This is a genomic window from Fusibacter fontis, assembly GCF_055378735.1.
In genome coordinates this window covers 828,192-854,155 of sequence record NZ_AP042445.1, presented here as the reverse complement: position 1 = coordinate 854,155, position 25,964 = coordinate 828,192, and the positions used below count along the sequence as shown (strand labels likewise).

Annotated in this window: 25 protein-coding genes and 2 tRNA genes; 24 read left to right on the top strand and 3 right to left on the bottom strand. The window is 35.1% G+C overall.

Translation table 11 applies throughout. The annotated features are described in order from the left end of the window. Nucleotide 1 precedes the first annotated feature (1 nt). The 4 genes from ACZ41W_RS03860 to ACZ41W_RS03845 all read left to right on the top strand — a co-directional run bounded on the left by ACZ41W_RS03860 (nucleotide 2) and on the right by ACZ41W_RS03845 (nucleotide 5,174). The gene (locus ACZ41W_RS03860; protein WP_464313566.1) at nucleotides 2–2,056 is read left to right on the top strand and encodes a carbohydrate ABC transporter permease; all 2,055 of its coding nucleotides are present in this window, start codon (nucleotides 2–4) and stop codon (nucleotides 2,054–2,056) included. Continuing rightward, nucleotides 2,056–2,949 (top strand): sugar ABC transporter permease, encoded by an 894-nt coding sequence (locus ACZ41W_RS03855; RefSeq protein WP_464313565.1) that lies wholly within the window; start codon nucleotides 2,056–2,058, stop codon nucleotides 2,947–2,949. Before ACZ41W_RS03860 ends, ACZ41W_RS03855 begins: the two co-directional genes overlap by 1 nt. Nucleotides 2,950–3,001: 52 nt before the next feature. Beyond that, nucleotides 3,002–4,087 (top strand): ABC transporter ATP-binding protein, encoded by a 1,086-nt coding sequence (locus ACZ41W_RS03850; RefSeq protein WP_464313564.1) that lies wholly within the window; start codon nucleotides 3,002–3,004, stop codon nucleotides 4,085–4,087. 88 nt (nucleotides 4,088–4,175) lie between these two features. Further along, nucleotides 4,176–5,174, top strand: a complete 999-nt coding sequence (locus ACZ41W_RS03845; protein ID WP_464313563.1) for a LacI family DNA-binding transcriptional regulator — start codon at nucleotides 4,176–4,178, stop codon at nucleotides 5,172–5,174. 90 nt (nucleotides 5,175–5,264) lie between these two features. Here the strand turns inward: ACZ41W_RS03845 and ACZ41W_RS03840 are convergent, their stop codons facing one another. After that, the gene (locus ACZ41W_RS03840; protein WP_464313562.1) at nucleotides 5,265–5,600 is read right to left on the bottom strand and encodes a metal-sensing transcriptional repressor; all 336 of its coding nucleotides are present in this window, start codon (nucleotides 5,598–5,600) and stop codon (nucleotides 5,265–5,267) included. Between the two features lie 217 nt (nucleotides 5,601–5,817). On the opposite strand from ACZ41W_RS03840, the gene ACZ41W_RS03835 reads away from it, so the two are divergent. The 12 genes from ACZ41W_RS03835 (at nucleotide 5,818) to ACZ41W_RS03780 (ending at nucleotide 18,593) form a co-directional block, all read left to right on the top strand. Then, nucleotides 5,818–6,582, top strand: a complete 765-nt coding sequence (locus tag ACZ41W_RS03835; protein ID WP_464313561.1) for a helix-turn-helix domain-containing protein — start codon at nucleotides 5,818–5,820, stop codon at nucleotides 6,580–6,582. A gap of 382 nt (nucleotides 6,583–6,964) precedes the next feature. Next, nucleotides 6,965–8,320 (top strand): GTPase HflX, encoded by a 1,356-nt coding sequence (hflX, locus tag ACZ41W_RS03830; RefSeq protein WP_464313560.1) that lies wholly within the window; start codon nucleotides 6,965–6,967, stop codon nucleotides 8,318–8,320. A 150-nt stretch (nucleotides 8,321–8,470) separates the two neighbouring features. Further along, a tRNA-Leu gene (locus ACZ41W_RS03825) sits at nucleotides 8,471–8,557 on the top strand. 114 nt (nucleotides 8,558–8,671) lie between these two features. Then, nucleotides 8,672–9,772: a M24 family metallopeptidase gene (locus tag ACZ41W_RS03820; RefSeq protein WP_464313559.1), complete on the top strand. Its 1,101-nt coding sequence runs from the start codon at nucleotides 8,672–8,674 to the stop codon at nucleotides 9,770–9,772. Nucleotides 9,773–9,931: 159 nt separating this feature from the next. Then, nucleotides 9,932–10,906 (top strand): metal-dependent hydrolase, encoded by a 975-nt coding sequence (locus ACZ41W_RS03815; RefSeq protein WP_464313558.1) that lies wholly within the window; start codon nucleotides 9,932–9,934, stop codon nucleotides 10,904–10,906. A 357-nt stretch (nucleotides 10,907–11,263) separates the two neighbouring features. After that, nucleotides 11,264–11,827 (top strand): RNA polymerase sigma factor, encoded by a 564-nt coding sequence (locus ACZ41W_RS03810; protein WP_464313557.1) that lies wholly within the window; start codon nucleotides 11,264–11,266, stop codon nucleotides 11,825–11,827. Nucleotides 11,828–11,842: 15 nt separating this feature from the next. Continuing rightward, the gene (locus ACZ41W_RS03805; protein ID WP_464313556.1) at nucleotides 11,843–13,222 is read left to right on the top strand and encodes a DUF4349 domain-containing protein; all 1,380 of its coding nucleotides are present in this window, start codon (nucleotides 11,843–11,845) and stop codon (nucleotides 13,220–13,222) included. After that, the gene (locus tag ACZ41W_RS03800) at nucleotides 13,212–13,952 is read left to right on the top strand and encodes an SIMPL domain-containing protein (RefSeq protein ID WP_464313555.1); all 741 of its coding nucleotides are present in this window, start codon (nucleotides 13,212–13,214) and stop codon (nucleotides 13,950–13,952) included. Before ACZ41W_RS03805 ends, ACZ41W_RS03800 begins: the two co-directional genes overlap by 11 nt. 163 nt (nucleotides 13,953–14,115) lie before the next feature. Further along, nucleotides 14,116–16,746, top strand: a complete 2,631-nt coding sequence (gene polA / locus ACZ41W_RS03795) for a DNA polymerase I (protein WP_464313554.1) — start codon at nucleotides 14,116–14,118, stop codon at nucleotides 16,744–16,746. After that, entirely contained in the window at nucleotides 16,733–17,356 is a 624-nt protein-coding gene (gene coaE, locus ACZ41W_RS03790; RefSeq protein ID WP_464313553.1) for a dephospho-CoA kinase, read from the top strand. Before polA ends, coaE begins: the two co-directional genes overlap by 14 nt. Before the next feature lie 159 nt (nucleotides 17,357–17,515). Next, nucleotides 17,516–18,133 carry a DUF3793 family protein gene (locus ACZ41W_RS03785; protein ID WP_464313552.1) on the top strand — a complete coding sequence of 206 codons (618 nt, stop codon included), beginning with the start codon at nucleotides 17,516–17,518 and terminating at the stop codon, nucleotides 18,131–18,133. A 31-nt stretch (nucleotides 18,134–18,164) separates the two neighbouring features. Next, nucleotides 18,165–18,593: a flavodoxin gene (locus tag ACZ41W_RS03780; protein ID WP_464313551.1), complete on the top strand. Its 429-nt coding sequence runs from the start codon at nucleotides 18,165–18,167 to the stop codon at nucleotides 18,591–18,593. A 6-nt stretch (nucleotides 18,594–18,599) separates the two neighbouring features. On the opposite strand, the gene ACZ41W_RS03775 is transcribed toward ACZ41W_RS03780, so the two are convergent. Continuing rightward, nucleotides 18,600–18,974, bottom strand: coding sequence for a metal-dependent transcriptional regulator (locus ACZ41W_RS03775; RefSeq protein ID WP_464313550.1), 375 nt, complete (start codon nucleotides 18,972–18,974; stop codon nucleotides 18,600–18,602). Nucleotides 18,975–19,164: 190 nt separating this feature from the next. Further along, a tRNA-Leu gene (locus ACZ41W_RS03770) sits at nucleotides 19,165–19,250 on the bottom strand. A gap of 138 nt (nucleotides 19,251–19,388) precedes the next feature. On the opposite strand from ACZ41W_RS03770, the gene ACZ41W_RS03765 reads away from it, so the two are divergent. From ACZ41W_RS03765 to ACZ41W_RS03730, 8 genes are all read left to right on the top strand, one after another. Further along, nucleotides 19,389–20,099, top strand: coding sequence for a sulfite exporter TauE/SafE family protein (locus tag ACZ41W_RS03765; protein ID WP_464313549.1), 711 nt, complete (start codon nucleotides 19,389–19,391; stop codon nucleotides 20,097–20,099). Nucleotides 20,100–20,118: 19 nt separating this feature from the next. Next, on the top strand, nucleotides 20,119–20,481 hold the full coding sequence (locus tag ACZ41W_RS03760; protein ID WP_464313548.1) for a response regulator: 363 nt from the start codon (nucleotides 20,119–20,121) through the stop codon (nucleotides 20,479–20,481). A 499-nt stretch (nucleotides 20,482–20,980) separates the two neighbouring features. Continuing rightward, on the top strand, nucleotides 20,981–22,294 hold the full coding sequence (rsxC, locus tag ACZ41W_RS03755; RefSeq protein ID WP_464313547.1) for an electron transport complex subunit RsxC: 1,314 nt from the start codon (nucleotides 20,981–20,983) through the stop codon (nucleotides 22,292–22,294). A 12-nt stretch (nucleotides 22,295–22,306) separates the two neighbouring features. Then, the gene (locus ACZ41W_RS03750) at nucleotides 22,307–23,245 is read left to right on the top strand and encodes an RnfABCDGE type electron transport complex subunit D (protein ID WP_464313546.1); all 939 of its coding nucleotides are present in this window, start codon (nucleotides 22,307–22,309) and stop codon (nucleotides 23,243–23,245) included. Further along, on the top strand, nucleotides 23,242–23,832 hold the full coding sequence (locus ACZ41W_RS03745) for an RnfABCDGE type electron transport complex subunit G (RefSeq protein WP_464313545.1): 591 nt from the start codon (nucleotides 23,242–23,244) through the stop codon (nucleotides 23,830–23,832). Before ACZ41W_RS03750 ends, ACZ41W_RS03745 begins: the two co-directional genes overlap by 4 nt. Beyond that, nucleotides 23,832–24,425 (top strand): electron transport complex subunit RsxE, encoded by a 594-nt coding sequence (gene rsxE / locus ACZ41W_RS03740; protein WP_464313544.1) that lies wholly within the window; start codon nucleotides 23,832–23,834, stop codon nucleotides 24,423–24,425. The genes ACZ41W_RS03745 and rsxE overlap by 1 nt, the downstream gene beginning before the upstream one ends. Before the next feature lie 11 nt (nucleotides 24,426–24,436). Continuing rightward, nucleotides 24,437–25,018, top strand: a complete 582-nt coding sequence (gene rsxA / locus ACZ41W_RS03735) for an electron transport complex subunit RsxA (protein WP_464313543.1) — start codon at nucleotides 24,437–24,439, stop codon at nucleotides 25,016–25,018. Between the two features lie 10 nt (nucleotides 25,019–25,028). Beyond that, nucleotides 25,029–25,832, top strand: coding sequence for an RnfABCDGE type electron transport complex subunit B (locus ACZ41W_RS03730; protein WP_464313542.1), 804 nt, complete (start codon nucleotides 25,029–25,031; stop codon nucleotides 25,830–25,832). Nucleotides 25,833–25,964 lie beyond the last annotated feature (132 nt).

Here is a 25,964-nt window from a genome sequence, read left to right as displayed (position 1 = left end):
CGTGGGTAAATACGCTGAATTCGTATATGACGATATTGGAAATCAATACGTCAGGAAAAACTTGTTTATAAAAGAAATCGCGATAGCACAAAATAATTCTGAAAAACGTAAACTCATTAAAAACAAAAAAAATCATCCATATCAATTGGAATTAATGGCATATAAGAAAGAAGAGAAAAATTTCTTAAATACTTTGAATGCAAAATCTAAAGTATTTGCAGATTCTCTTCCAAAAACAGATTCGTGGAAATTAAAGCAAATGAAAATGAATTTGTTTAAAAGTGAAGAAAAAACGAAGTTTTATCAAAATTATGTCGTTTTAAGCTATGATGCGCAGCTCGCATATGAATCTAACAAAATTATGATGAAACAATTACCAGAAGTGATTTCAAAATACATTTTGACTACTAAAGAATTAAAAGAAGCAAAATTTAAATTAAGTCAAGTAAGTGCTGATTCTGAACAAAAAGCCAAAGAAGTACTTAAAAATTTTAAAATTGAACAAAATAAACTATTCAAAAAATCAAAACTCAAATTGAAAGAAAAAAGAAAAAATGGATTGATTTCTGAGAAAGCTTTAGTCAACGGAATCAAGGAATTGAAACTTAAAAGAAGAGAAGCGGTAGTATTACAGTCTTATCATTCTGATAAGAAATCATTGCGTGAGCTTATTGGGAATAAACGGTATATCTTAAGTAAGGGAATCCGACGAGATCTCAATGTTCTTAAATCTAATATATCAGATGTGAGAAGAAAAACACCTATTGAATTGAATAAACGCTATCCGTTTGTGTCACTTTTAACAATTGCAGTTCCAGGATTAGGCCAATTATTGAATAAACAATACTTTAAAGCATTGTTATTTGCGATTGCTACTTTGTTTATCTATGTTATTGCGATTCCGTATGCACTTGGATATGGCAATTATCAGGGAGATGGAATTGCAGGTTTAATCTCACTTGCTGAAGATGGCTTAAAAATTGATAAGTCCCTTATTTTTATGATCGAAGGGATTATTGCAGTATTTTTCTTGATATTTGCTGTTGCCTTATATTTGTTATCATATTCAGATGTTAAAAAAGTTGAAAAGGACATGATTAAAGGCGTACGTCCTAAAAATATGTTTGAAACTTTAACAAAAATTGAACAAGATGGTTTTCCATATCTCGTTTCAGCACCTGCACTTATATTGACGGTATTTATCGTACTTGTGCCAATTGCAACTGCTGTTATATTGTCATTTACCGGTATGGATCCTAAACATCAATCGAAATTTGGTTGGGTGTTATTCGACAACTATAAATTAATAGCAACGGGTTCTGGTATTGCAGGTTCAGTGTTCTGGTCAATCTTGTGGTGGACTATTATATGGACGGTTGTAGCAACGACACTTGCCATTGCAGTTGGGTTTATGCTTGCAATTATTGCAAATAATGAAAGAATTAAGGGAAAAGCATTTTTTAGAATCGTTTATTTGTTGCCATGGGCTGTTCCTGCTTTTATTACCATTATGTTCTTTAGTATCATGTTTTCGCCTCAAGGTGTCATTACCACGACATTACGTGATGTTTTCCATTACAGCATAGAAGTAAAAAATGATCCGACTGCAGCGCGAGTGGTATTGATTTTGCTTCAAACCTGGTTAGGAAGCTCATATGTATTTCTTTTATCAACAGGAGTTCTTCAAGCAATTCCTGGAGATTTATATGAAGCAGCACAGATCGATGGTGCAACAGAATGGCAAAAATTGAAACGTATTACAATTCCACTCGTTTTATTCCAAACAGCGCCATTGTTAGTGGGTCAGTATACATTTAATTTTAACAATTTCTCAATTATCTATTTGTTCAATGGCGGAGGACCATTTAATCCTTCAAAATACGGAAATCTTGCGGGAAGTACAGATTTATTGATCTCTTATATCTATAAACTCACCATGGAAAATCAATATCAATCCATTGGTGCGACGATTTCCATCGTTATTTCGATAGGACTCATGATATTTGCATTTATTGGATTTAAAAATTCTAAGGCGTTTAAGGAGGAACGATTATAATGAAACTATTTAAGAAAAAAAATAGCCTCTATTTATCTGATCGACAACCACTTAGCGCAACTGGAGTTGTCATGCTTGTGCTTTCATATGCTGTTTTATTTGCATGGGCACTTGTGATTTTGCTCCCATTAACGGATATGATCATCTCTGCATTTAATGGTAAGCAAGGTCAGTATCTGATGGTAAATAGTAATTTTGCATTTTCACTAAAGCATTTTGAGTATTTGTTTACTAAAACACTCTATTTTACTTGGGTAAAAAATACGATTTTTATTGCAGCTTCGACAGCGATTTTGACACTAATCATCGTAAGCTTCACAGGATTTGCTTATTCAAGATATCGGTTTAAAGGACGTAAAGCATCTTTAATGGCGATTATGCTCATTCAAACCATTCCAGCTTTTGCAGGTATTACAGCATACTACACAATTCACTCGATTATTTTCGCCTCTGTACCAGCATTTTCAAGACAAATGATGCTCATCCTTATCTATGCAGGTGGTGGAATTGCAAGTAATACGTTTATTTTAAAAGGATACATCGACTCGATTTCAACTGAACTTGATGATGCAGCAAGAATTGATGGTTGCTCTAATATGCAAGTGTATCGACTCATTATCATGCCGATTGCACGACCAATGCTTGCCATTATCGCACTTTGGTCTTTTATCGGACCTTTCATGGATTATTTGTTACCGAGAGTGCTTTTAACAAGTCCAGATTCCTATACATTAGCTGCAGGGCTATTTACGCTGATTAACGATTTTAGAACTTTAAATCAGCCTGCGTTTGCTGCTGGTGGATTATTGACCGCTGTACCAATTGTCGCATTGTTCATTGTATTACAAAAACAATTGGTATCTGGTTTAGCGCAAGGTTCTGTTAAAGGTTAGTCAAATAGTGAGGGTGTGAGTATCCACTCCCATTAAATTCTAGGAGGAAAATATGAACGTAGTTCTCAAAAATATCGGTAAAAAGTATGAAGGTAGAGAAGAATTTACTTTAAAAGATATCAATCTTGAAATTGAAGATAAAGATTTTTGTGTTATTTTAGGACCATCTGGTTGTGGTAAAACCACTTTATTAAGAATGATCGCTGGACTGAATTCTATTACTGAAGGCGATTTGTTATTTGATAATAAACGAATGAACAAAGTTCCATCGAAAGATCGTGACATTGCGATGGTATTTCAGTCATATGCTTTATATCCACATATGACTGTGTACGACAATATGGCATTTTCATTATCTATGAGAAAAGAACGTAAAAAAGTCATTGACGAGCGCGTGATGGAAGCTGCTGAAGTGCTTCAGATTAAAGATTATTTATATTCTAAGCCATCTGATATCTCTGGTGGTCAAAGACAACGTGTTGCATTAGGCCGTGCAATGGTAAGAAAACCGAGTGTATTCTTAATGGACGAACCACTATCAAACTTAGATGCAAAACTTAGAGAGCACATGCGTGTTGAGCTTGTAAGACTTCATAAAGCGCTTGGTACGACTTCAATCTACGTAACACATGATCAAACTGAAGCGATGACAATGGCGACCAAAATCGTTTTAATGAATGCCGGAAAGATTCAACAAGCGGGTAAGCCAGATGAATTCTATAATAAGCCTGCGAATATCTTTGTTGCGAAGTTTATTGGTTCACCTACGATGAATATTATCGCTGGAAAAATGAAAGCTGGTAAATTTGTTGCAAATAATGGATTAATAACTATAACACCTTGTAAGGAAGATATGGTAAAATTAAAAAGTTATGAAGGAAAAGAGGTTTCAGTTGGCATTCGACCTGAGCGTTTTGAAAGTGGTGGTCATTTCGGAGATAATTTTACAGCTGTCATCGAAGTGGTTGAGATGCTCGGAAAAGAGAAAATACTCTATGCGCGATTAGAAGATCAATCTGAACTCGTTATTTCAACACCTGGACATTATGAATATGAAGAAAATGAAAGTCATAAGTTTGGTTTTGACGTCAATGCAATCCACTTCTTCAGCACAGAGACAGGTAATCGAATTAATTAATATTATTACCATTAGATTCAGTAAATCAAAGATTCAGCAAATCATTTAAATTTAGTCGAAGAAATTCCCAGTAAGGATGTGATATTAAATGGCGATTACAATCAAAGATGTTGCTAAGCTAGCAAACGTGTCTCCTTCAACTGTGTCACGTGTAATCTCTAAAAATCCTAGAATTAGTGAAGCAACAAAGCAAATTGTATATGCTGCAATGGACGAATTGCACTATAAACCCAATGCCATCGCTAGAAATTTAGCGAATGCATCCACTAAAACTTTAGGCTTAATTATTCCGAATCAAGATGAAAATTTGTTTAAAAATCCATTTTTTATACAGGCAATGCGTGGTATAAGCATTTATGCTCAAAAGAAAAATTACAAAATCATGTTTAATTATGGTGCAACACCAGAAGATGAATTGAACTATGTGCATGAGTTTGTGAATTCGAAGTGGGTAGATGGTATTATTCTACTCACGGCATATGAAAATGATAAATGTATTGAGTATCTCAGTGAAGAAGCTTTTCCGTTTGTGGTTGTAGGCCGTCCATATAATATTCACGATATCATGTGGGTGGATAATGACAATTTTCAAGCGACTTATAATCTTGTTAATAACTTGATTCAAAAGGGATGTCAAGATATAGGTTTTATAGGGGGACCGCAGAAGTATATTTTTTCTAAGGACCGTTTAGAAGGATACAAACGCTCCATGGAACTGAGAAATTTAACGGTAGATCAAGAGCTTATTTATGAGACCAGCGATTTTACCGAAGAAGAGGGTTATAAAGCCATTGAAGCAATTTGTCGGTACAAGATTCCACATGCAATCGTTACAACTGATGATCTTCTCGGTTTTGGAGTGATTCAGTATTTAAAAGAGAAGAACCTTCAAGTCAAAGTCACTGGATTTAATAATATTCCACTGAGTGCGTATCAAACGCCATCGCTTACAACGGTTGATATTAAAGCAGAAGATTTGGGCTACAATGCGGCTAAACTATTAATTAAATCAATTGAAGGCGTTGAAAATACAGTTAACCACTATATCGTTGGAACTGAACTGATTGAACGTGAATCCACAAAATAATTCATAAACACAAAAAAGCTACTTGTTTGATAAAGCATGCATTTCTCATGCTGCAAAATCAAATAAGTAGCTTTATTTATTAGGGAGTTCCTATTTCGTCAATTTTGAAATCGTCGTGATAAGTTCGTCAATCACTTCTGTTTCTCCATTTTGAATGCGTTCAATTAGACATGTTTTCATATGACGTTCGAGAATGACTTTGCTAAGTCCGTTAAGCGCAGATTGCGCCGCTGCGATTTGGTTGAGAATATCATCGCAATAAACGTCTTTCTCAATCATGCCCTTAATGCCGCGTATTTGCCCTTCAACACGACTGCATCTATTGGTTAATGATTTAATTTCTTCTTCTGATCGATGCGTATGGCGGCAACAGGAACACTCTTCTGTGAAAGTCGGCTGTTCAATCATCTCGATATTTTTGATCATAGGTGAACTCCTTATATGTTTTTATTAGTGAATCTAGTGAATCTATTGTATCTATTGAATCATCTACATAATTCAAGGAAAGACTTATTAGATTTAAATCTCATTTAGTAGGATTCTAACTAAGTATGATTCGATATTATGATAAATCTATTTTATCTTAAAGTGATCGAGACGTAAAGGTATTGAAAAAAGAGAGCTTTGCGATTAAAATATAGTTATGAAACATCATCAATATGAGAGGAGAGCAACTAAACACGGGAAGACAAAAGACCATTCACAATTTAGTTGCACATATAATATGAATCGATTAGCCATCAAAATTAAAGAAGCGCGTTTAAAAGCAAAAATGTCCGAGAAAGACTTAGCGCAAGCTATCGGTCAAAACATCAACTATATTTTACAAATTGAATCAGGCAAAAAAATCATCAATGAAAAGATTGCTGATGATATATTAAAGGCACTTGGAACTGAGATGGATTCATTTCAAGACACCGCAGGCTATACAAAAGAAAAAGAACAGACTGCTATAAAGCCTGTTGTTAAGCCTATTGAGAAGAAAAAGGAAGAGGTGATCTCACCAAATGATTCATGGTCAGGCGCACTTTCGGGAGTTATTAAAAAATATTCTATCGTTGACGAGATATCCGGAAAAGAAGTGGGGTCAAAAGAATTATCAATTTTAGGTAAAAAAGTGGAGGGCATCCATTTTGAAAAAGTGATGTTTGTGCAAGTGTCTGAGTCAGAGCTTCCTAAATATCGCTTGATGAAAAAAGATGTGGTCACAGTTCACTTGGTATCTGAAATGACAGGTTCTGGAATTTATTATTTTGAATATGGTGGAAAGAAGATGATTCGTCACTTACACAAAATTCAAAACCACTTAATTGCTTTTTCAAAAAATGGTTCAGACGCTGAATGTGATGTACCGACGAAAGACATTAAGATTATTGGTAGAGTTGTAAAAATTGAAATCTTATTATAGTTTTGGAATCTAAGTAAACAATAAATCAAAATTTAACAATAAATCAAAGAATTCTAAGCCTGTAATATAAATGTCATTTGAAATTGTTGGAGTTAAATGATAGGATGAATATGAATAAAAAACGAGGTGAAGTCATGAGCAAATTACGTTATTTTTTACAATTGAATCTATATAAATAACGGAATACTTGTATCGTGAATTTGGCTTGTTGAATTTAATAAGATGAATTTAGCTACAGGATTTTTCCTGTAGCTTTTTTTATGCCCAAGGGGAGGTCATTTAAAATGAATAATTGCCAAAAGTCTTTCACATACTAACCCTAAAAGCAGAGCCTTTTAGGTGATACACAATCGACGTTATAGAACACCGAAAGGAGCACATTATGACACAAAATAATACGAATCAAAATAATACGAATCAAAATAATATGAATCAAACTAATAAAATTCAAAATGAAAAAGCCATTATCGTAGGCGTGAATTTAAATAATCGAAAAGATTTTAACGAATCAATGGAAGAACTTAAAAACCTAGCGGACGCTTGTCAAATACAAGTTGTTGGAAGGGTTGAACAGAATTTACGAAATCCTCATACGAAGTATTATGTAGGAACCGGAAAATTAGAAGAAATTAAAATGGAATGTGACGATCAGGAAGCGACGATGGTTATTTTCAATCACGAACTATCGCCTTCGCAATTAAGAAATCTTGAAAAAACATTAAATACTAAAATTGTAGACCGCACGAATTTAATTCTTGAAATTTTTGAAAAACGCGCAAAGACACGTGAATCAAAATTACAGGTTGAAGTTGCACATCTCAAATATTTATTACCAAGACTTGTAGGATCATACGAAGCTTTGGGACGTCAAAGTGGTGGCGTTGGAACTAAAAATAAAGGTGTGGGCGAAAAGAAACTCGAACTGGATCGTAGACGAGTTGAAGAACAAATCCATGAACTTTCAGTTGAACTTGAACGTTTGACGATTGAAAGAGAAACGCAACGAAAAAGACGCAGTATTTCTGAGATACCTTCAATTGCAATGGTAGGATACACGAACTCAGGAAAGTCCACTTTGATGAATGCGATGCTCGATCATTATATGAAAAACGATCAAAAGAAAGTATTTGAAAAAGACATGCTTTTCGCAACACTTGAAACATCAGTTAGACAGATAAAACTCGACGACAATAAACGTTTTGTACTTTCGGATACCGTCGGATTTGTAAGTGAACTCCCTCATGACTTAGTCAAAGCCTTTAGAAGTACGTTAGATGAGGTGAGACATGCAGATTTACTGCTCCATGTTGTGGATTGTTCGAATGAGAATTTTGAAAATCAAATCAAAGTAACTCTAGAGACCATTGAATCTCTTGATGCACAGTCAATTCCAATGATTTATGTCTTTAATAAAATTGACAGAATAAAAGGAGACGACCGATTTGACACACTAAAAGAGCAACTGACAAAGCGTTTCGTTCGTGAAAATAGAAAAATGGTAATGATCAGTGCAAAGACACATGAAGGCTTGCAAGATTTAGTCATGAGTATTAAGGAAGAGGCATTTAGTTCTTATAAACAATGTTCTCTCGATATCCCTTATTCTGATGGAAAAACTTTTGCGTATATCAATGAAAATGCACACATTTTGCACTCCGAATACGATGAAACAACCATACATCTGGATGTTGAATGTAGTGAGAGGGATTATGAGCGCCTAAAACCATTTATCGTTTAAACTAGATATCCTTTAATCCAATGAGGGGTATAACATCATTTTACAAGATGGTTTTCTATATATCTCAAGGGATAATGGAACTTAGTAGTAAGTTTTTTTGAAAAAGTCTTGTCAACCACCACATATTGTGCTATTATTTAATAGTTGTGAGCCGAAGTGGTGGAATTGGCAGACGCGCCGGACTCAAAATCCGGAGAGGTAACACTCGTGCGGGTTCGACCCCCGCCTTCGGCACCATAAAAGACCTCAAACTTTGATTCGTCATAGTTTGAGGTTTTTACTTTTTTTGTTTCATATCAATTGAATAGTCTGTATAATAATAGTAATCTAAGAATAAAAGGAGCGTTTAAAATGAAACTGAATCATAGTCGACTGACACGTGTAAAAGAAAAAATGGACCAAATGACCTTAGATCATTTAATTGTAACTTCTCCAGATGCTATATTTTACTTGATTGACAAAGAAATTCATCCCGGTGAGAGATTACTCGCTCTTTTAATTTCACCAAAGTCGTGTACGCTGGTGATGAGTGCACTCTTTCCAATGGAAAGTACTGAAGACTTGAAAGTACTCCATTTTGATGATACAGAAGACTCAATTCAGCTACTTGCAAATGAAATGAATTCACCTAGCCGAATCGGCATTGATAAAGAATGGCCAAGTCGATTCTTGTTAAGTTTAATGGATATCATGCCAAAGCTTGAATATATCAACGGTTCTGCTGCAATTGACGATGTGAGATTGTGTAAAGATGATGCAGAACTTGAAAGAATGAGAAAAGCATCTATCATAAATGATCAAGTGATGCAAATGGTTATGGATTACATTCAAGTCAATGCTTCTAAAATGGAGATTACTGAACAACATATGCAGAAGAAAGTCATCGAATTCAACGAATCATTTGGCGTTACAGAAATGTCCTTCACACCGACAATTTGTTTTGGAAAAAATGGTGCTGAACCACATCATGACTGTGACCAAACGGTCTTAAAATGGGGAGATTCAATCGTTGTGGATATAGGAAATCGCAAAGATGGTTATTGTTCTGATATGACGAGAAGTTTTATTTATGGCGTAGGTGCCGTGGATGTCGAGTATCAAACGATTTATCAGCTCGTTAAAGATGCCAATCAAGCTGCAATTGAATGCGTCAGACCAGGGGTACCTTTAAAGGATGTGGATCAAGCGGCTAGAGCAGTTATTGAGAGTGCTGGATACGGAGAATATTTTACTCACAGAACTGGACATGGCATTGGCATCAATGTTCATGAATTTCCAGATGTAAGTAGTACAAGTGAAAATGTGTGTCTTCCGGGCATGGTGTTTTCCATTGAACCCGGAATCTATTTACTTGGCAAATTTGGTGTACGTATTGAGGATTTAGTCGTAGTAACTGAGACTGGATGTGAAGTCCTGAATCAAGTGAATAAAGCGCTTATACAATTAAACTGATTAAATGAAATATATAGAAACAATGCAAACCGAAATCATACAAACTGAAAATTAGTTAATATAATAATTTACAGTTAGATGATTGAATCAATAAAAATCCTGTGATAGAATGATGGCGTGGTTAACATAACACGCTATTTTCTTGTCAAGGAGAGTAAAATGGACCCATTGACCCATGGACTAGTTGGAGTTGCTTTGTCAGCATTTTCTGGAACGGCAGTTTCCATCGATAATCCATTAACCATTGGCGCGATGTTAGGCGCAATGGCACCGGATTTAGATGTTATCATAAGAATTTTTAAAAATGATGCGGTATATTTAGAACACCATAGAGGGATTTCTCATACGATTCCTTTTCTAATCGGCTATAGCGTCGCAATAACAGGGATACTCAGTTTACTTGGATTGCCAGCATTTAGCTTTTTTTGGACTTTTCTCTGGAGTTTTATTGGTGCCTTTTCACATACTGCACTGGATAGCTTGAATTCTTATGGCGCTAAGCTATTAAAAAAGAAATTTAAATTGAGTCTTTTGACGTTATACGATCCGGTGATTACTTTAGTAGGAATCTGGTTGATTCAAAATGGCAAAAACAGTATCTATGAGCTCATTTCAGGTGGTTTGATAGTGATTGTCTACTTATTGCTTCGAAATATGAACCGCTATCGCTCGAAACAACAAATCAGTCGTTATTTTGCGTCTGATTATCATATTAAATCCATCACGGTGATTCCTTCACTTAAAGCATTTTACAAATGGGATTTTATTGTTCATTCAATTTCGCAAGATATTGTTGGACAATATAACCCTTGGATGATCGGTCCATTGAAATTCAAGGCAGTTCGAGTGACGAAATCGCTTGATACAGTAGATCCATATTATTATCAGTTGTTTGAGAGTTACGACGTTGGAAGTAAATTTTCTGAGTTTACTTCCAACTATCATATAGAAGTGATTAAAGATCTCGAAACGGATCAAACCATGTTAAAGGCGACAGATTTGCGGTATTATTTTAAAGAAAATTTTATGCATCATGCCACAGTAGTCATAGATGAAAATGAAAAATATATATCCGGATGTATTCATCCATATAAATTTGAACGCGCAATCCCTATATACGAACCTATACATTAATAGAATCCATACTTTCAAACACGTGTCTTTTCAATAAAATGAAGACACGTGTTTATTTTTTGGTATAATTTATGTAGTAGCACTTCATATCTGTGGAAATTGCATAATTACCTTTTAAGTGCTAAAATCATGTATTATTAAATTTAAAATGGCTCAATTACGCAATTTCAAAAATTGAGATTCTAATAAATTAGAACTCGATTCTAATAAATTAGAACTCGATTCTAATAAATTAAAATTATGCAATTTTCTAATCTGATATACGTTGGAAAAATTACTAAAAATAATTTAAAAGTAGGGAACTAAATATTTTTTGTCGCGTCTAATCAGTATACCTTTCATGAAAGGAGTTATAAAATGGAATCCATCTTGATACAAAAAAGCATTGATGGTGACGTTAGCAGCTTTGAACAACTCATTGTTAAATACAATCGATATGTATATAACATCGCATTTCGAATGATGGGAAATGAAGAAGATGCCAAGGATATGTCACAAGAGACGCTTATTAAGGCATTTAAATCCATCAAAAATTTTAAAATGGAATCAAATTTTTCTACTTGGCTTTATCGCATTACCATTAATGTGTGTAAAGATGAGATGAGAAAAAGAAAAGAAACAGTCTTATCCTATGATGCTGAGATTTCAGAAGACGCCACTTTAAAAGATATGATGGGGGATGAAAGTCAAAATCCACTTTTGATTTATGAAAAAGAAGAGCTGAAATCGTCTATTGACAGTGCACTCAATAAATTATCCGAAGAAAACAAATCCGTCGTTGTATTAAAAGATTTATTGGGTTATTCCTATGAAGAAATTGGACAAATTTTAGAGATTCCAATTGGAACTGTAAGATCAAGACTGAATAGGAGTCGAAGTGCACTCAAAAAAGTACTACAAATTCAACTAGCAGAACATTAGAAAGGAGGGTGTTATATGAATTGTGAACAAGCAAGAAATATGATGCATGCATCGATTGACGGACAATTAAATCCACATGAAATTGAAAAACTCAATGAACACATTGACACCTGTGAAGAATGTACTGTTGAGTATGAAGAAATCAAGTATATGGTTCAGCTAATGGGAGAGGTTGATTTGAAAGAGTTACCATTAGGATTTGAAGAAGAACTTCACAGTAAATTAGTAATTGCTTCAAATGAAATGATCATAGAAAAAAATAATCAAAGTTACGAAGCAAGTCGTTCTATACAAGATGATTCAAAAAAAGAAGTTTCCATGAATTCGGGATCATTGAAGATGAAACTGGTTGGTTGGATGCACAAACTTAGATTATCTCCTAAAACGTTATCGCTGGCTTCCATTCCGCTCGTACTTTTACTGGTTGTCTTTGTAACAAAAGACTTCTGGCTGAAAACAGATAAAGCTGTAAGTGAAGATTCCATGGCATATAGAGAAGAAAGCGTAGGCGCATTTGCTGGAGAAGAATCTATGGTTTCTCTTGATGAAGCAAAAGCTGCGCCACTAGAAAAAATGCCAACGGTGACATTTAATGAGGCGAATGCATACGGAGCAGAAGCGACGGAATCGCTTACTGTCCAAGCCACTGAATCTGTAGAGACGGAGTCGAATTATCGCGAAGGTCGCTTAATCATTAAAACGGCAAATCTCTATATGGACGTTGAAAAATATGATGAAGTATTAGCTGAAATTAAAAACTTTGTTAATGAAGCAGATGGATATATTGAAAGTGAATCGACAGGCTTTAGTTACTATTATTCCGAATCGGATCATCTGAAATCAGGATCGCTTACAATTCGCATTCCAGAAGTTGGATATCAACCTATACTTGATCAGATAAAAGCACTAGGACTGGTTACATCGGATTCGAGTTCAGCTGAAGACATTACTAAGATGTATCGAGATACTGCATCTGAAATTGAAAATTTGAAAGTGACAGAAACGCGCCTAAGAGAGATTATGGCACAAGCGACCACTGTCACAGATATATTGACCATTGAAAATGAATTGACGCGTATTCGAGGCAATATCAACGGATATGAACAACAACTTAAAAACTGGGAATCGCTTGTGGATATGACCACGATATATCTTCAATTGAATGAAGTGAAACACTTACAGCCAATTGTTGAGCCAATTGATGATGATTTGTTTAGTAAAGCAAAAGAAGGTTTTATTCATACGATCAATCAGATCAAATTATTCTTAGAATCAATGATCATTTGGATTGTATCCAATTCACCGGTCTTACTCATAATAGGCATTTTAGGAATTGTAACACGTATCTTATACAAGAAAAAATTTAAAAGAGGAGGCAACAAAGATGAAAAGTAAACTTATGAAGAGTATGGTACTCGTATTGATGGTGATGATGATATCAGGAATGGTATATTTAAAAGCACCAACAGACTTTGCAATGGCAGATACTGCACAAACAGTGAAACTCGTAACAGTTAGTGGTGTGGGCGAAATTACGATTGCACCTGATTTAGCACTCATTAACGTAGGTGTTCAAACGAAAAATAATGATGCAGCAAAGGCACAACAAGAAAATGCAAAATTAATGAAAGCGGTAATCGATGCAATAAAAGCAAAAGGAATTAAGGCAGAAGATATTAAAACAACAGGGTATTCCATCTATCAAACATATGATTATGTAGATAACAAACCTTCGACACCTTATTATGTTGCTAGCAATACTGTTAACATCAAGGTAAATGACATTACAAAAGTGGGTGAATTAATTGATGTTGCAACAGCATCAGGTGCGAACTCAATTGATAGTATTCGTTTTACAGTTAAAGACGACAGTAAATACTATGAAGAGGCACTAAAACTTGCTATGGCAAATGCCAAAAACAAAGCAACTGCAATCATGGGATCATTTGGCAAAAAACCTGGAGTGCCATATTCAGTCAATGAATCTAGTAATGGTGGTCGCATTTTCTACGATTATTATCCAGCAAAAGCAAGTATGGATACCCTTGAAAATGCAGTTACAACACCAATTGAATCTGGAGAAATAACAGTTACTGCAAATGTTTCAGTTTCATATGATTATTAATCAATCAGTTTGACTGACCTCCAAATAGAGAATCTCTAATGATTATCATTAGATCTCTGTTTGGAGGTTTTTCTATTTTCGCAATAGGGATCATTCGTTCTTTCACGATGAATAAAAAGGTCAAATATGATATAATAAACCAAACACAAAACAAGGAGTTGTTATGAAAGAACGTATTGTAATCGTAGACGGTAATAGTCTCATAAATAGAGCGTATTTTGCCATGAGTGAACTAAAAAATTCAAAAGGTATTTATACAGGTGGTATATATGGATTAACTTCCATGATCTTCAATTTAATAGATCAGTTTCAGCCGACGCATTTTTGCGTAGCTTTTGATATGAAAGGCCCGACTTTTAGACATTTGAGTTATGGTGATTATAAGGGAACGCGAAAAGGCATGCCAGATGAACTCGCGATGCAAATGCCGATTGTAAAAGAAATCTTGGATGCGCTACAAATTCCTAGAGTTGAATTACAAGGGTATGAAGCGGATGATTTAATCGGTACAATTGCGAAATACTCTGTAGATCATGACGTAGAAGCACATATCATCACGGGTGATAAGGATGCGCTTCAACTGGTTTCAATAGGTGCACAAGTTCATATTACAAAAAAAGGCATCACATTACTTAAAAATTATACCGAAGCAGATATCATGGAAGAACTTGGCATCACGTCGAATCAAGTGATCGATTTTAAAGGGTTAAGCGGAGATACATCAGACAATATTCCCGGTATACCAGGAGTTGGCCCTAAAACTGCTGCAAAATTGTTGTCAGAGTTTCAAACTGTCGAAAATCTGATTCAAAATAGTGAACATATCGAAAATAAACGCATTCGGGAACTCGTTCAAACACACGCTGAACAAGCACTTTTATCTAAGCGACTTGCGACAATCTTTACTGAAGTGCCTATTGAACTTGAAATGAATGACGTTAAGTTAAATGAGCCAAATACAGAGCGAGCAGTTCAGTTATTTAAACAATACGAATTAAATAGCTTGATTCAAAAGTTAAAAATCAAGACAGAAACAACTAAAAGAGATGTGTCTTGGAATTGGATGCGTTCAGAAAAACTCACCTCTCTATTACATCAATGTGAACACTTTACATTTAAGCTTTTTTATGACGCGACGCATCTTGTAAATCAAAACTTAGTAGGTGCTGTTTTTAAAATAGGTGATAATCAGTATCTTTTAGAAGATTGTGAAAACATTGAAAAATTCAAGGAAATATTTGAAAATCCAGCGATAAAAAAATCCAGTTATGATGTAAAATCAGACTATTTATATTTGATGCAACGATCGATTGATCTCAATGGGGTTATTTTTGATGGATATATTGCAGCCTATTTAATCAATCCTGCACGGAAAAGTTATGATTTAGCTGAACTTAGTTTTGAACACTTTTCCACAAAAGTCATGTCTCTTGAAGACTTGCTCGGTAAGGGCAGTAAGATTAAATCATTTCGTGATGTTGAGAAAGAAAATCTGGCACAATTTTTGTGTGAACAAGTCATAGCGATGGATGCATTAAAATCGCTTTATGAGTCCCAACTTGAAGAAGAAGGTTTGATCAAGTTATTTGATGAAGTAGAAATGCCTCTAGTAAAAGTGCTCGCTGATATTGAAAATATTGGATTTAGAGTGGATATCGATCAAGTGGATAGTCTAGATGAGCAATTAAGCGAAAAAATTAAAACACTTGAAACGAGCATTTATGAACTTGCAGGAGAAGTGTTTAATATCAACTCACCTAAACAACTTGGAGTTATTTTATTTGAAAAACTAGGTTTACCAAGCGGTAAAAAGACCAAAACTGGCTATTCTACAGGTCATGATGTACTTGAAAAATTGATGCATCAACATGCCATCATTCCCGAAATTATCGAGTATCGCATGTATGCAAAACTTAAATCAACCTATATTGATGGTTTGAGGCTTGTGCTCAATCCTAATGAAAACCGAGTGCATACCTCACTCAATCAGACGATTGCAGTAACAGGAAGATTAAGTTCAACTGAACCAAATTTGCAAAATATACCGATTCGACTTCCGTATGGGAGAAAAATTCGAAAGTTTTTTATACCAGATGAAGGATGTTTACTCTTAGATGCCGATTATTCTCAGATTGAATTAAGAGTTTTGGCTCATTTAGCGGAAGATCCAAAGTTAATTGAAGCGTTCTCAAACGATATGGATATTCACACTTTAACTGCTTCACAGGTTTTTCATATCTCTGAGAATGAAGTGTCTTCGCTTCAAAGAAGTCGTGCGAAAGAAGTGAATTTTGGCATTGTCTACGGTATGGGAGATTTTGGATTAGCTGAAAGTCTTAATATTTCTAGAAAAGAGGCGAAACAGTATATCGAAAACTACTTCATAAGTTATCCTCGCGTTAAAGGTTTCATGGATGAAATTATTGACGCATGTAAAGTGAATGGCCATGTAGAGACAATACTAGGTCGTAAAAGAGCTGTACCAGAAATTAATAGCAGTAATTTTATGATCCGTTCTGCTGCTGAAAGAATTGCACGAAATACGCCAATACAAGGAAGTGCTGCGGACATCATCAAAATTGCCATGATTCAAGTATATGACACTTTAAAAGAAAAAGGCTATCGCTCAAAATTGATTCTACAAGTACACGATGAATTGATCTTAAATGTTTATCCTAATGAAATGGAAGCAGTGAAAGAAATTTTAAAAACATGCATGGAAAATGCATATCATTTATCGGTACCACTAAAAGTAGATATGAATACAGGAGACAGCTGGTATGATGCAAAATAAAAAACCATTTTTAGTGGGTATCACAGGAAGTATTGGATCTGGTAAAAGTGAGGTCAGTCGGTATATTACCTCATTAGGATATCCTCTTATTGATGCGGACATCATCGCGAGAGAAGTGGTGAGTCCAGGAGAAATTGGATTAATCAAGTTGGTAGAAAATTTTGGAGAAACGATTCTGAATGACGAGGGTTCACTCAACAGAAGACGACTTGGTGAAATTGTTTTCAATAACACGATTTTATTAAATACGCTTAATGAAATTCTTCATCCGCTTATTCATAAACAAATACAATCAGAGATACAACGACTTTCTTCGAATCCCATCATATTTGTCGATGTCCCGTTATTATTTGAAACAGATACGCGTCAGAATTACGATGAAGTTATTTTAGTATTTGCACCGCTTGAGACGTGTTTAGAACGCATCGTAAGAAGAGATGGGATCACTAAGGAACTGGCAATGGCAAAGTTAAAGTCGCAAATGGAGCCTGAACTGAAAAGAACGCTATCGGATTATGAGATTTGTAATAATAAAGATCTAGCGACGCTTCACCATCAAGTCGATGTCTATCTTGAGCACTTAATCAAAAGAGTTCATAAAACATTTTAATTTTGACGCTTGACTTGAGAATCATTATCATTTAAAATAAAAGAGGTTAGTAGATACTAACCTCTTTGCTATTTGCTTGGTTCTTGCCAGGTTATATTTTTAAGGTTGAGTTAGGGTTAACTAACTATCATAAATCATGATGAGACGAGGTGATTTATTATGAGTCGTGTTAAAGACACATTGAAGGATTCAATTGAGCATGCGATTATAGAAAGTTGTTCGCCAACATTGGCAAGTTTAAAACCTGGAAACTTATTTTTATATCGTTATTCAGATTTAACCTATGTTAAAACAGAGTTGAAAAAATGGAAATTGGCCCTTAACACAAAAGGTCTTGATATTGTCATCATGAAAGAATGTAAAAAAACTCAAACATTATTGATTTATCTATACAGGATGAAGCAAATCGAAGCCATTCTAAAAAATGAAAATGTACAAGATTTTTTGAAACAATTAGGTTATGGAGAGGATCGAGATGAAAAAGGACAGAATGGTGGTTTTCAAGTAAAATCATTTCTGGCAATATTGTCAAAGAAAATATGCTTAGAGCGAGATTTTCCTCATGAAGTTGGCATTATACTGGGGTATCCACTTGAAGATGTGATTGGATTTATTCAAAATAGCGGGCAATCTTATACTTTAAATGGTTATTGGAAAACCTATGGGGATCCTGAAGTTTCAAAACGTAAGTTTAATCAATTTACTAAATGTACATGTGAGTATCGCAAGATGTTTTTAAAAGGAAAGAGTATTATTCAGCTCACTGTAGCTGCTTAATATAAATATGACAGAAGAAAGGAATCTAATGATGAGTAAAGTAGCAATTGTTTATTGGTCAGGTACGGGAAATACAGAAACGATGGCAAATCTAATTGCAGAGGGAGTTCGTTCAAACGGGAGCGATGCGGTTGTTTATCAATCTGCAGATTTTACGACAAAAAATGTAAATGAATATAACCATATCGCATTTGGTTGTCCATCAATGGGCGCAGAAGTTCTTGAAGAAGTTGAATTTCAACCGATGTTTGATGAAGTAAAAGGCATGTTGGCGGGTAAGAAAATCGCTTTATTCGGCTCATACGGATGGGGTGATGGTGAATGGATGCGCAACTGGGCAAGTGAAATAGATTCTTTAGGCGCGCAATTAATCGGGGAACAAGTGATTATAAGTGGTGCCCCAGATCAAGAGTGTGAATTGAAATGTAAAGAGCTTGGAGTGCAATTAACTCAAGCATAATTAGAATTAATCCATCTTAGATGGATCGATAAATAGTTTTAGTTTTTCAAAGGTTTCATCGCTTAAGTCGTGTTCAATTTTACATGCATCTTGCACAGCCGTTTTTTCATCAACTCCAATTCTGATGAAAAAATTGGTTAATATTTGATGTTTGTTATAGATTTGATCGGCTACGATGAGACCTTTTTGAGTGAGTTCAATATAGCCGTTTGCATCAATTGTAATAAACGCATTTTCGCGAAGTTTTTTCATTGCAACGCTTACGCTTGGCTTAGAAAAATCTAAATAATTAGCGATATCAATAGAGCGAACTCGCCCCATTGATTTTTTTAAAATAAGGATCGTTTCAAGATAATCTTCTGAAGATTTTAATAGTCTCATAAAATGACTCCTATATATCCTAAATAAAAAATAAAATACCCATAATAAAAAATAAAATACCCATAATAAAAAATAAAATACCCATAATAAAAAATATAATACTCAATATCAAAAATAAAATTTCCTATATAAAAATAAAATACTCTATATAAAAAATAAAACTCCTAGATTCCTCTAAGAGTTTTTTTGATGGTGCGGATGGCGGGACTCGAACCCGCATGAGCTATGCTCGCTACCCCCTCAAGATAGTGTGTATGCCAGTTTCACCACATCCGCATGTGTCATTGCGACTTTTTTATTATAAGTATTATGCTGATAAAAGTCAAGGGGTTTTCTGGATAATTTTAGGGATATTTTTTCACGATCGATATGATATAATTAATTCGTAGCTCTAAATAATGCTCAGGGGGAATTATGGTTGTTTTTATTGCATCAATCGTTATTTTTGGAGCTTCGCTGGTTCAAGGCGCAACGAGTTTTGGATTTTCACTAATAGCATTGCCATTACTAGGAATTTTTTATCCATTAAAGGTGATTGTGCCTGCACTGGTAACACTTAGTTTACTGCTTAATTTAGTGGTTTTATTGAGACTTAAGAAAATGCCTCATATTCGTCAGTTGATGTTGCTGACCTGTGTGGCAATTATTACAATACCATTAGGAGTTGAATTGCTATTATTTGTAGATGAAGTGATTCTTAAAAAGGCCGTGGGTGTATTACTTATTCTCATCGCAGTCATGATGTTAAGGGGCTATACAGTTCCATTAAAAAATAAGCACGTTACATACATTGTAACGGGGGTATTAAGCGGCATTCTCAACGGATCTGTTTCTCTAAGTGGTCCGCCTGTTATTGTACTAATGGCCAATGAACAGCAAGATAAAAATCAATTTAGAGCAAATTTGTCTTTTATTTTCTTTATTTTAAACATATTTACGATTATGATGTATATGAAAGATGGTTTATATCAGTCGCCAGATTTGCAGGATTTATTAAAATTATTTCCCGTGATGATTATTGGTACATTTGTGGGTATATATCTAGGGAATGTAATTGGGGATTCAAAATTCAAGAAAATTGTGTTATATTTATTAATTATTATGGGAATTATGAATTTAGTTTGATCAGTCTAGGAGGGGTACAATGGGTAAAAGAGTTATAGTTGTTGATGATGCTATGTTTATGAGAAAGATGTTGTCAGATATTTTGACGAAATCTGGTTATGAGGTCGTTGCTGAAGCGAGTAATGGTGAGGAAGCTTACATTAAATATAAAGAATTTGAACCAGATTTAGTGACAATGGATATTACGATGCCTGAGGTTACTGGAATTGAGGGTGTTCAGATGATTACAAAAGATTTTCCGAATGCAAAAGTTTTGATGTGCAGCGCAATGGGACAAGAGAGCATGGTTATTGAGTCTGTTAAAGCAGGTGCAAAGGGATTTATTGTAAAACCGTTTGTACCAGATAAGGTGATTGCAGAAGTTCAAAAATTAATTGGATAAGTTATCAAGATTATGAAAATATTAGAGCATGATGAAGCGTTATTAATCGTTATGAAGCATTATGAAGCATTATAAACTAAATAGGATACAATAAGGCATAAGGTTCATATATGGACACTTATGTTTTTTTTGTTCAAATAACGTTTTTTCGTTTCATGTGTTATAAGCAAAGTGAATGCTTAATTCAAACTTTCGATAAGGTTTGTTTTATGTTTAACAAATATAATATATAAATAACCCTATCAAAATAGGATGAATACAGATTTTATCAATTTAATTGTTTTTTAAAGGTGTTGTCATCAAAAAAAGTTTGGTAAAAAATTAACTTTCAATCTCCGGAATATATTGAAAATACGCTATTTGAGAGATTGACCAATCGTTTTATTTGGTGTATTATAACTTTGGATGCTGTTGTGTATACAGTATAATTAAAAAAATGTAGCATTTATATGATTTTTTGAAGTATAAAGGCTCAAAATATTATTTAAGGGGTGAGTTTATGGATCTACTAACTTTTAAAGGTGGTATTCATCCGCCGCATTCAAAAGAATCAACTGAGCATTTGCCTATTGTTGATTTTTTAGGACCTAAGGTTATTGAGATTCCACTAAGGCAACATATCGGCGCGCCATGTGAACCAACGGTAAGTAAAGGGGATCGTGTCACTGTCGGGCAGTTAATTGGTGCTGCAGGTGGATTTGTATCTGCGAATGTTCACAGTTCAGTTTCTGGGATTGTACTGGATGTGAAAAAACAGAATACAGCTTATGGTTTTGATACGTGCGTGATTATCGAAAATGATGAACAATACGAATTGTGCGAAACAGTAAAACCCAAGCCAGACTATAAGCAATTAACAGGAAAGGAAATCATTGACATCATAAAAGATGCAGGAATCGTCGGTATGGGCGGTGCAGGATTTCCAACTCATGTTAAATTATCACCACCACCAGAAAAACCAATTGATACAATTGTATTAAATGGTGCAGAATGTGAACCTTATTTAACGTGTGATCATCGATTAATGCTCGAAGAGCCACATATGATCATAAAAGGACTTCAAATTCTCATGCATGCTTTATCCGTTAAAAATGGTGTTATAGGAATTGAAAGCAATAAGCCAGATGCCATCAATACCATGACTGAAGCTGCAAAAAATACATCTATTCGAGTAGTTGCACTTAAAACAAAGTACCCACAAGGTGCTGAAAAACAACTGATATATGCTTGTACAAAACGTTCAATTCCTTCTGGTGGATTACCGATGGATATTGGTGTCGTTGTTAATAATGTTGCAACCGCTCAGACGATTGCAAAACTATTTGAAACAGGTTTGCCTTTGGTAGAGAGGGTCTGCACTGTGACGGGGAAAGGTGTCAAAAACCCGAAAAACGTTCGATTTAAAGTGGGAACGCCTCTTAAAGCATTAATTGATTTTTGTGGTGGCTATTCTGGAACGCCGAGCAAAATTTTGTTGGGAGGTCCGATGATGGGCGTTGCACAATTTTCAGACGCATTACCATCTATGAAAAACACCTCGGGAATTTTAGTTCTGGACGCTGATGAAGCACGTTTACCTGAACCTACTGCATGTATCAAATGCGGGAAGTGTGTTACGGTATGTCCGATTAATCTAGAACCTATTTCTATTAGCGCCTATACGTTACTTCATGAATATGATAAAGCAGCTAAATTTAATGCTCTTGACTGTATTGAATGTGGATCATGTTCATATATATGTCCAGCAAAGAGACCTTTGCTACAGTCTATTCGAGTAGCGAAACGCGAAATATTAGCAAGAAGAAAAAAATAGGGGAGGATGAATATGGAAAATCGATTAATCGTGTCGTCATCACCTCATATTAGATCCAATATAACAACACAGAGGATTATGAGGGATGTTTTGATTGGCTTGACACCAGCTACATTGTACGGCATTTATGTATTTGGATTGAGAGCGTTAATTATTACAGTATTATCAATTGTAACTGCGGTTGTCACTGAGGCAATTTGCCAAAAAATTAGAAAACAACCATTGACCATTAGTGACTTAAGTGCAGTCGTAACAGGTTTGTTATTGGCGATGAATTTACCATCAGCAGTTCCATATTGGATTCCAGTTGTCGGTAGTGCATTTGCCATTGCTATAGTAAAACAAGCTTTTGGTGGCTTGGGACATAATTTTATCAACCCTGCACTTGCAGCTAGAGCTTTATTATTAGCGTCTTGGCCGGTACACATGACAACATGGCTAGCACCACATTCGGATACTATTACATCACCAACGGTTTTAGGCATTTTAAAAGAAAAAACAGGTGAGCAATTGCCTTCGATTATGGATATGTTTATTGGAAATATCGGTGGATGTATCGGCGAGACATCTGCAATGCTTTTAATCCTTGGAGGCATTTATTTGATTGCTAGGGGTGTCATTTCCTTTAAAATACCTGGAATTTATATCGGCACAGTGGCTATATTGACATTGTTTGCTACAGGATTTGATTTTGAATTAACTTTAATTCATTTAGTATCAGGTGGATTAATGTTAGGTGCATTTTTCATGGCAACAGATTATGCATCTTCTCCAATTACACCACTTGGACAGACTATTTACGCAGTTGGCTTAGGCATCATTACTGTTGTGATTCGTCAATATGGTGGTTATCCTGAAGGCGTTTCCTATTCAATTCTTTTAATGAACGTCGCAGCTCCGCTGATTGATAAATATACAAAACAACGTGTATTTGGAGGTGCTAAAAAATGAAAGAGATGATTAAAATTGGCATTTCACTACTAATAATTTGTTCAGTTGCTGCCATGGCGTTAAGTTTTACCAATGAAGTAACAAAAGATAAAATTGATGAACAGCGACAATTGGCAAGTGAAGAAGCAAGAAAACAAGTATTACCAGATGCTGCAGAATTTAAAATTGTTTCAGAAGATCAATTAAAAGAATTAAAAGCGATCAATGAAATCATCATCGAAGCATATGCCGCTTTGGACACGTCGGGTACAACTATTGGATATGTTTTTAAAACGACTCCAAATGGATTTAGTGGAGCAGTGGAAGTTACCACTGGAATTTCTGTAGATGGTACGGTATCTGGTTTAAGAGTTGGCACTCATAATGAAACTCCAGGTTTGGGAGCAAAAGCAACGGATGAAGCATTTTATTCTCAGTATGCCGGTAAAGTAACAGATTCGCTTATTGGTGTTTCTAAAACAGGTGCCTCTGGAAATGATATTCAAGCAATTACAGGAGCAACCATTACAAGTAAAGCAGTTTCTGATGGAGCTAATGCTTCAATCGATGGATACAAGTGGCTTGTAGAAAATGGAGGTAACAACTAATGAAAATTGCGAATTTAACCAAGGGTTTGATAAAAGAAAACCCAACTTTTGTACAATTACTTGGAATGTGTCCAACACTAGCTGTAACAACTTCAGCAATCAATGGCGTGGGTATGGGACTTGCAACAACTGCAGTTCTTATTTCTTCGAACGTTGCGATTTCTCTTCTTAGAAAAGTGATTCCTTCACAAGTTCGTATACCAGCATTCGTTGTTATTATTTCAACATTTGTTACGATTGTCGGTATGTTAATGGAAGCCTATGTGCCAGCACTATTTAAGTCATTAGGACTTTTCATTCCGTTAATCGTTGTAAACTGTATCATTTTAGCTCGTGCAGAGGCTTTTGCATCAAAGAACGGAATCGTCGATTCTGCTTTTGATGGAATTGGCATGGGCCTTGGATTTACACTTGCACTTATTATTCTCGGTAGTGTACGTGAGTTACTAGGAAATGGTAGTATATTCGGAATGTCATTATTAGGTTCAGCATATCAACCAGCAATTATTATGATTTTACCTCCAGGTGGATTTTTAACACTTGGATTACTCCTTGCACTTTACAATCAAGTGCAACTTAAAAGATCAAGATAGGAGGGGGATTTATGGAAAATGCAAGTATATTTGTCATCATGGTCAGTGCAATTCTCGTAAATAACTTTGTCCTTTCGAGATTTCTTGGAATCTGTCCATTTCTAGGTGTTTCAAAACAAGTTGAAACTGCATTCGGTATGGGAATGGCAGTAACGTTTGTTATCACTTTAGCTGGAACACTTACGTATTTTGTTCATTACTATATTCTTGTTAAATACAACATGGAATTCTTGCAAACTGCTGCATTTATCTTGGTAATTGCATCCTTGGTTCAGTTTGTAGAAATTGTATTACAAAAAATGAGTCCAACACTTTATCAAGCTTTAGGTGTATTTTTACCACTTATAACAACTAACTGTGCGGTATTGGGTCTAGCGCTTTTAAATATCCAGTATAAGTTTGGATTGGTACAAACAATTTTCCATTCGTTCTTTGCTGCAATAGGCTTTTCATTATCAATTGTACTATTCGCTGGAATTCGTGAAAAATTAGAAACATCAGATGTACCAGCTGCTTTTAAAGGTTTTCCAATTGCACTTATCACTGCAAGTCTAATGTCAATTGCCTTTCTAGGCTTTACTGGCTTAGTATAAGGAGGGCGTGATGAATTATACAATCATTATTCAATCAAGTTTAACGTTAGGTGCAATGGGGCTGATTTTTGGCGCATTGCTTGCATTTGCTGCTAAGAAGTTTGCAGTTGAAGTAGATCCTCGCGTTGTTGAGGTAAGAGAGGCAGTACCAGGAGCAAATTGTGGCGCATGCGGTTTTCCAGGTTGCGATGGTTTTTCTTCTGCAGTTGTAAGAGGTGAAGCGCCAGTCAACGGATGTCCTGTTGGAGGCGCTGTAACAGCAACTAAAATAGCTCAAATCATGGGTTTAGACGCTGGAAATTCAATTAAAAAAGTAGCGAAAGTTAAATGTGAAGGCCATGAAGAAAATTGTCAAAATCGATTTGATTATAGTGGTTTTGACAGTTGTGTTGCTGCTCATATGCTCAATGGTGGTCCAAAAAGCTGTTTGTTTGGCTGTATCGGTTTAGGATCATGCGTACAAGTTTGTCCTTTTGATGCGATTCATATTAATTCTAAAGGGATTGCAGAAGTTGACAAAGAGAAATGTACAGCGTGTAATAAATGTATCGCAATATGTCCTAAAGATGTCATCTCACTGGTGCCTTACGGACAGTTAACGATCGTTGAATGTAATAACAAAGAAAAAGGTCCTCAAGTCAAGAAAAATTGTCAAGTAGCATGTATTGCGTGTGGAATTTGTGAAAAGAATTGTCCTCATGATGCAATTCATGTGAAAAATAATTTGGCAGAGATCGATTATGACAAATGTACAAACTGTATGATATGTGTTGAAAAATGTCCAACAAAGGCAATCTCAGGTATTAAAGCATAAGATACGGCATAAGATATAGCATAATATTTAATGCCATATAATGCTTAAAAATAATCATTCTATTATAAACTTAAAATTTTGCTAAAAGATAAAAGATGAAATCTAGAGTCAATCTATTGATTTCATCTTTTT

What these genes read in the sequence shown, in the direction of transcription:
- ACZ41W_RS03855 (WP_464313565.1), top strand. Translation starts at nt 2,056, where the DNA reads ATGAAACTATTTAAGAAAAAAAATAGCCTCTATTTATCTGATCGACAA.
- ACZ41W_RS03850 (WP_464313564.1), top strand. Translation starts at nt 3,002, where the DNA reads ATGAACGTAGTTCTCAAAAATATCGGTAAAAAGTATGAAGGTAGAGAA.
- ACZ41W_RS03845 (WP_464313563.1), top strand. Translation starts at nt 4,176, where the DNA reads ATGGCGATTACAATCAAAGATGTTGCTAAGCTAGCAAACGTGTCTCCT.
- ACZ41W_RS03840 (WP_464313562.1), bottom strand. Translation starts at nt 5,600, where the DNA reads ATGATCAAAAATATCGAGATGATTGAACAGCCGACTTTCACAGAAGAG.
- ACZ41W_RS03835 (WP_464313561.1), top strand. Translation starts at nt 5,818, where the DNA reads ATGAAACATCATCAATATGAGAGGAGAGCAACTAAACACGGGAAGACA.
- hflX (WP_464313560.1), top strand. Translation starts at nt 6,965, where the DNA reads ATGACACAAAATAATACGAATCAAAATAATACGAATCAAAATAATATG.
- ACZ41W_RS03820 (WP_464313559.1), top strand. Translation starts at nt 8,672, where the DNA reads ATGAAACTGAATCATAGTCGACTGACACGTGTAAAAGAAAAAATGGAC.
- ACZ41W_RS03815 (WP_464313558.1), top strand. Translation starts at nt 9,932, where the DNA reads ATGGACCCATTGACCCATGGACTAGTTGGAGTTGCTTTGTCAGCATTT.
- ACZ41W_RS03810 (WP_464313557.1), top strand. Translation starts at nt 11,264, where the DNA reads ATGGAATCCATCTTGATACAAAAAAGCATTGATGGTGACGTTAGCAGC.
- ACZ41W_RS03805 (WP_464313556.1), top strand. Translation starts at nt 11,843, where the DNA reads ATGAATTGTGAACAAGCAAGAAATATGATGCATGCATCGATTGACGGA.
- ACZ41W_RS03800 (WP_464313555.1), top strand. Translation starts at nt 13,212, where the DNA reads ATGAAAAGTAAACTTATGAAGAGTATGGTACTCGTATTGATGGTGATG.
- polA (WP_464313554.1), top strand. Translation starts at nt 14,116, where the DNA reads ATGAAAGAACGTATTGTAATCGTAGACGGTAATAGTCTCATAAATAGA.
- coaE (WP_464313553.1), top strand. Translation starts at nt 16,733, where the DNA reads ATGATGCAAAATAAAAAACCATTTTTAGTGGGTATCACAGGAAGTATT.
- ACZ41W_RS03785 (WP_464313552.1), top strand. Translation starts at nt 17,516, where the DNA reads ATGAGTCGTGTTAAAGACACATTGAAGGATTCAATTGAGCATGCGATT.
- ACZ41W_RS03780 (WP_464313551.1), top strand. Translation starts at nt 18,165, where the DNA reads ATGAGTAAAGTAGCAATTGTTTATTGGTCAGGTACGGGAAATACAGAA.
- ACZ41W_RS03775 (WP_464313550.1), bottom strand. Translation starts at nt 18,974, where the DNA reads ATGAGACTATTAAAATCTTCAGAAGATTATCTTGAAACGATCCTTATT.
- ACZ41W_RS03765 (WP_464313549.1), top strand. Translation starts at nt 19,389, where the DNA reads ATGGTTGTTTTTATTGCATCAATCGTTATTTTTGGAGCTTCGCTGGTT.
- ACZ41W_RS03760 (WP_464313548.1), top strand. Translation starts at nt 20,119, where the DNA reads ATGGGTAAAAGAGTTATAGTTGTTGATGATGCTATGTTTATGAGAAAG.
- rsxC (WP_464313547.1), top strand. Translation starts at nt 20,981, where the DNA reads ATGGATCTACTAACTTTTAAAGGTGGTATTCATCCGCCGCATTCAAAA.
- ACZ41W_RS03750 (WP_464313546.1), top strand. Translation starts at nt 22,307, where the DNA reads ATGGAAAATCGATTAATCGTGTCGTCATCACCTCATATTAGATCCAAT.
- ACZ41W_RS03745 (WP_464313545.1), top strand. Translation starts at nt 23,242, where the DNA reads ATGAAAGAGATGATTAAAATTGGCATTTCACTACTAATAATTTGTTCA.
- rsxE (WP_464313544.1), top strand. Translation starts at nt 23,832, where the DNA reads ATGAAAATTGCGAATTTAACCAAGGGTTTGATAAAAGAAAACCCAACT.
- rsxA (WP_464313543.1), top strand. Translation starts at nt 24,437, where the DNA reads ATGGAAAATGCAAGTATATTTGTCATCATGGTCAGTGCAATTCTCGTA.
- ACZ41W_RS03730 (WP_464313542.1), top strand. Translation starts at nt 25,029, where the DNA reads ATGAATTATACAATCATTATTCAATCAAGTTTAACGTTAGGTGCAATG.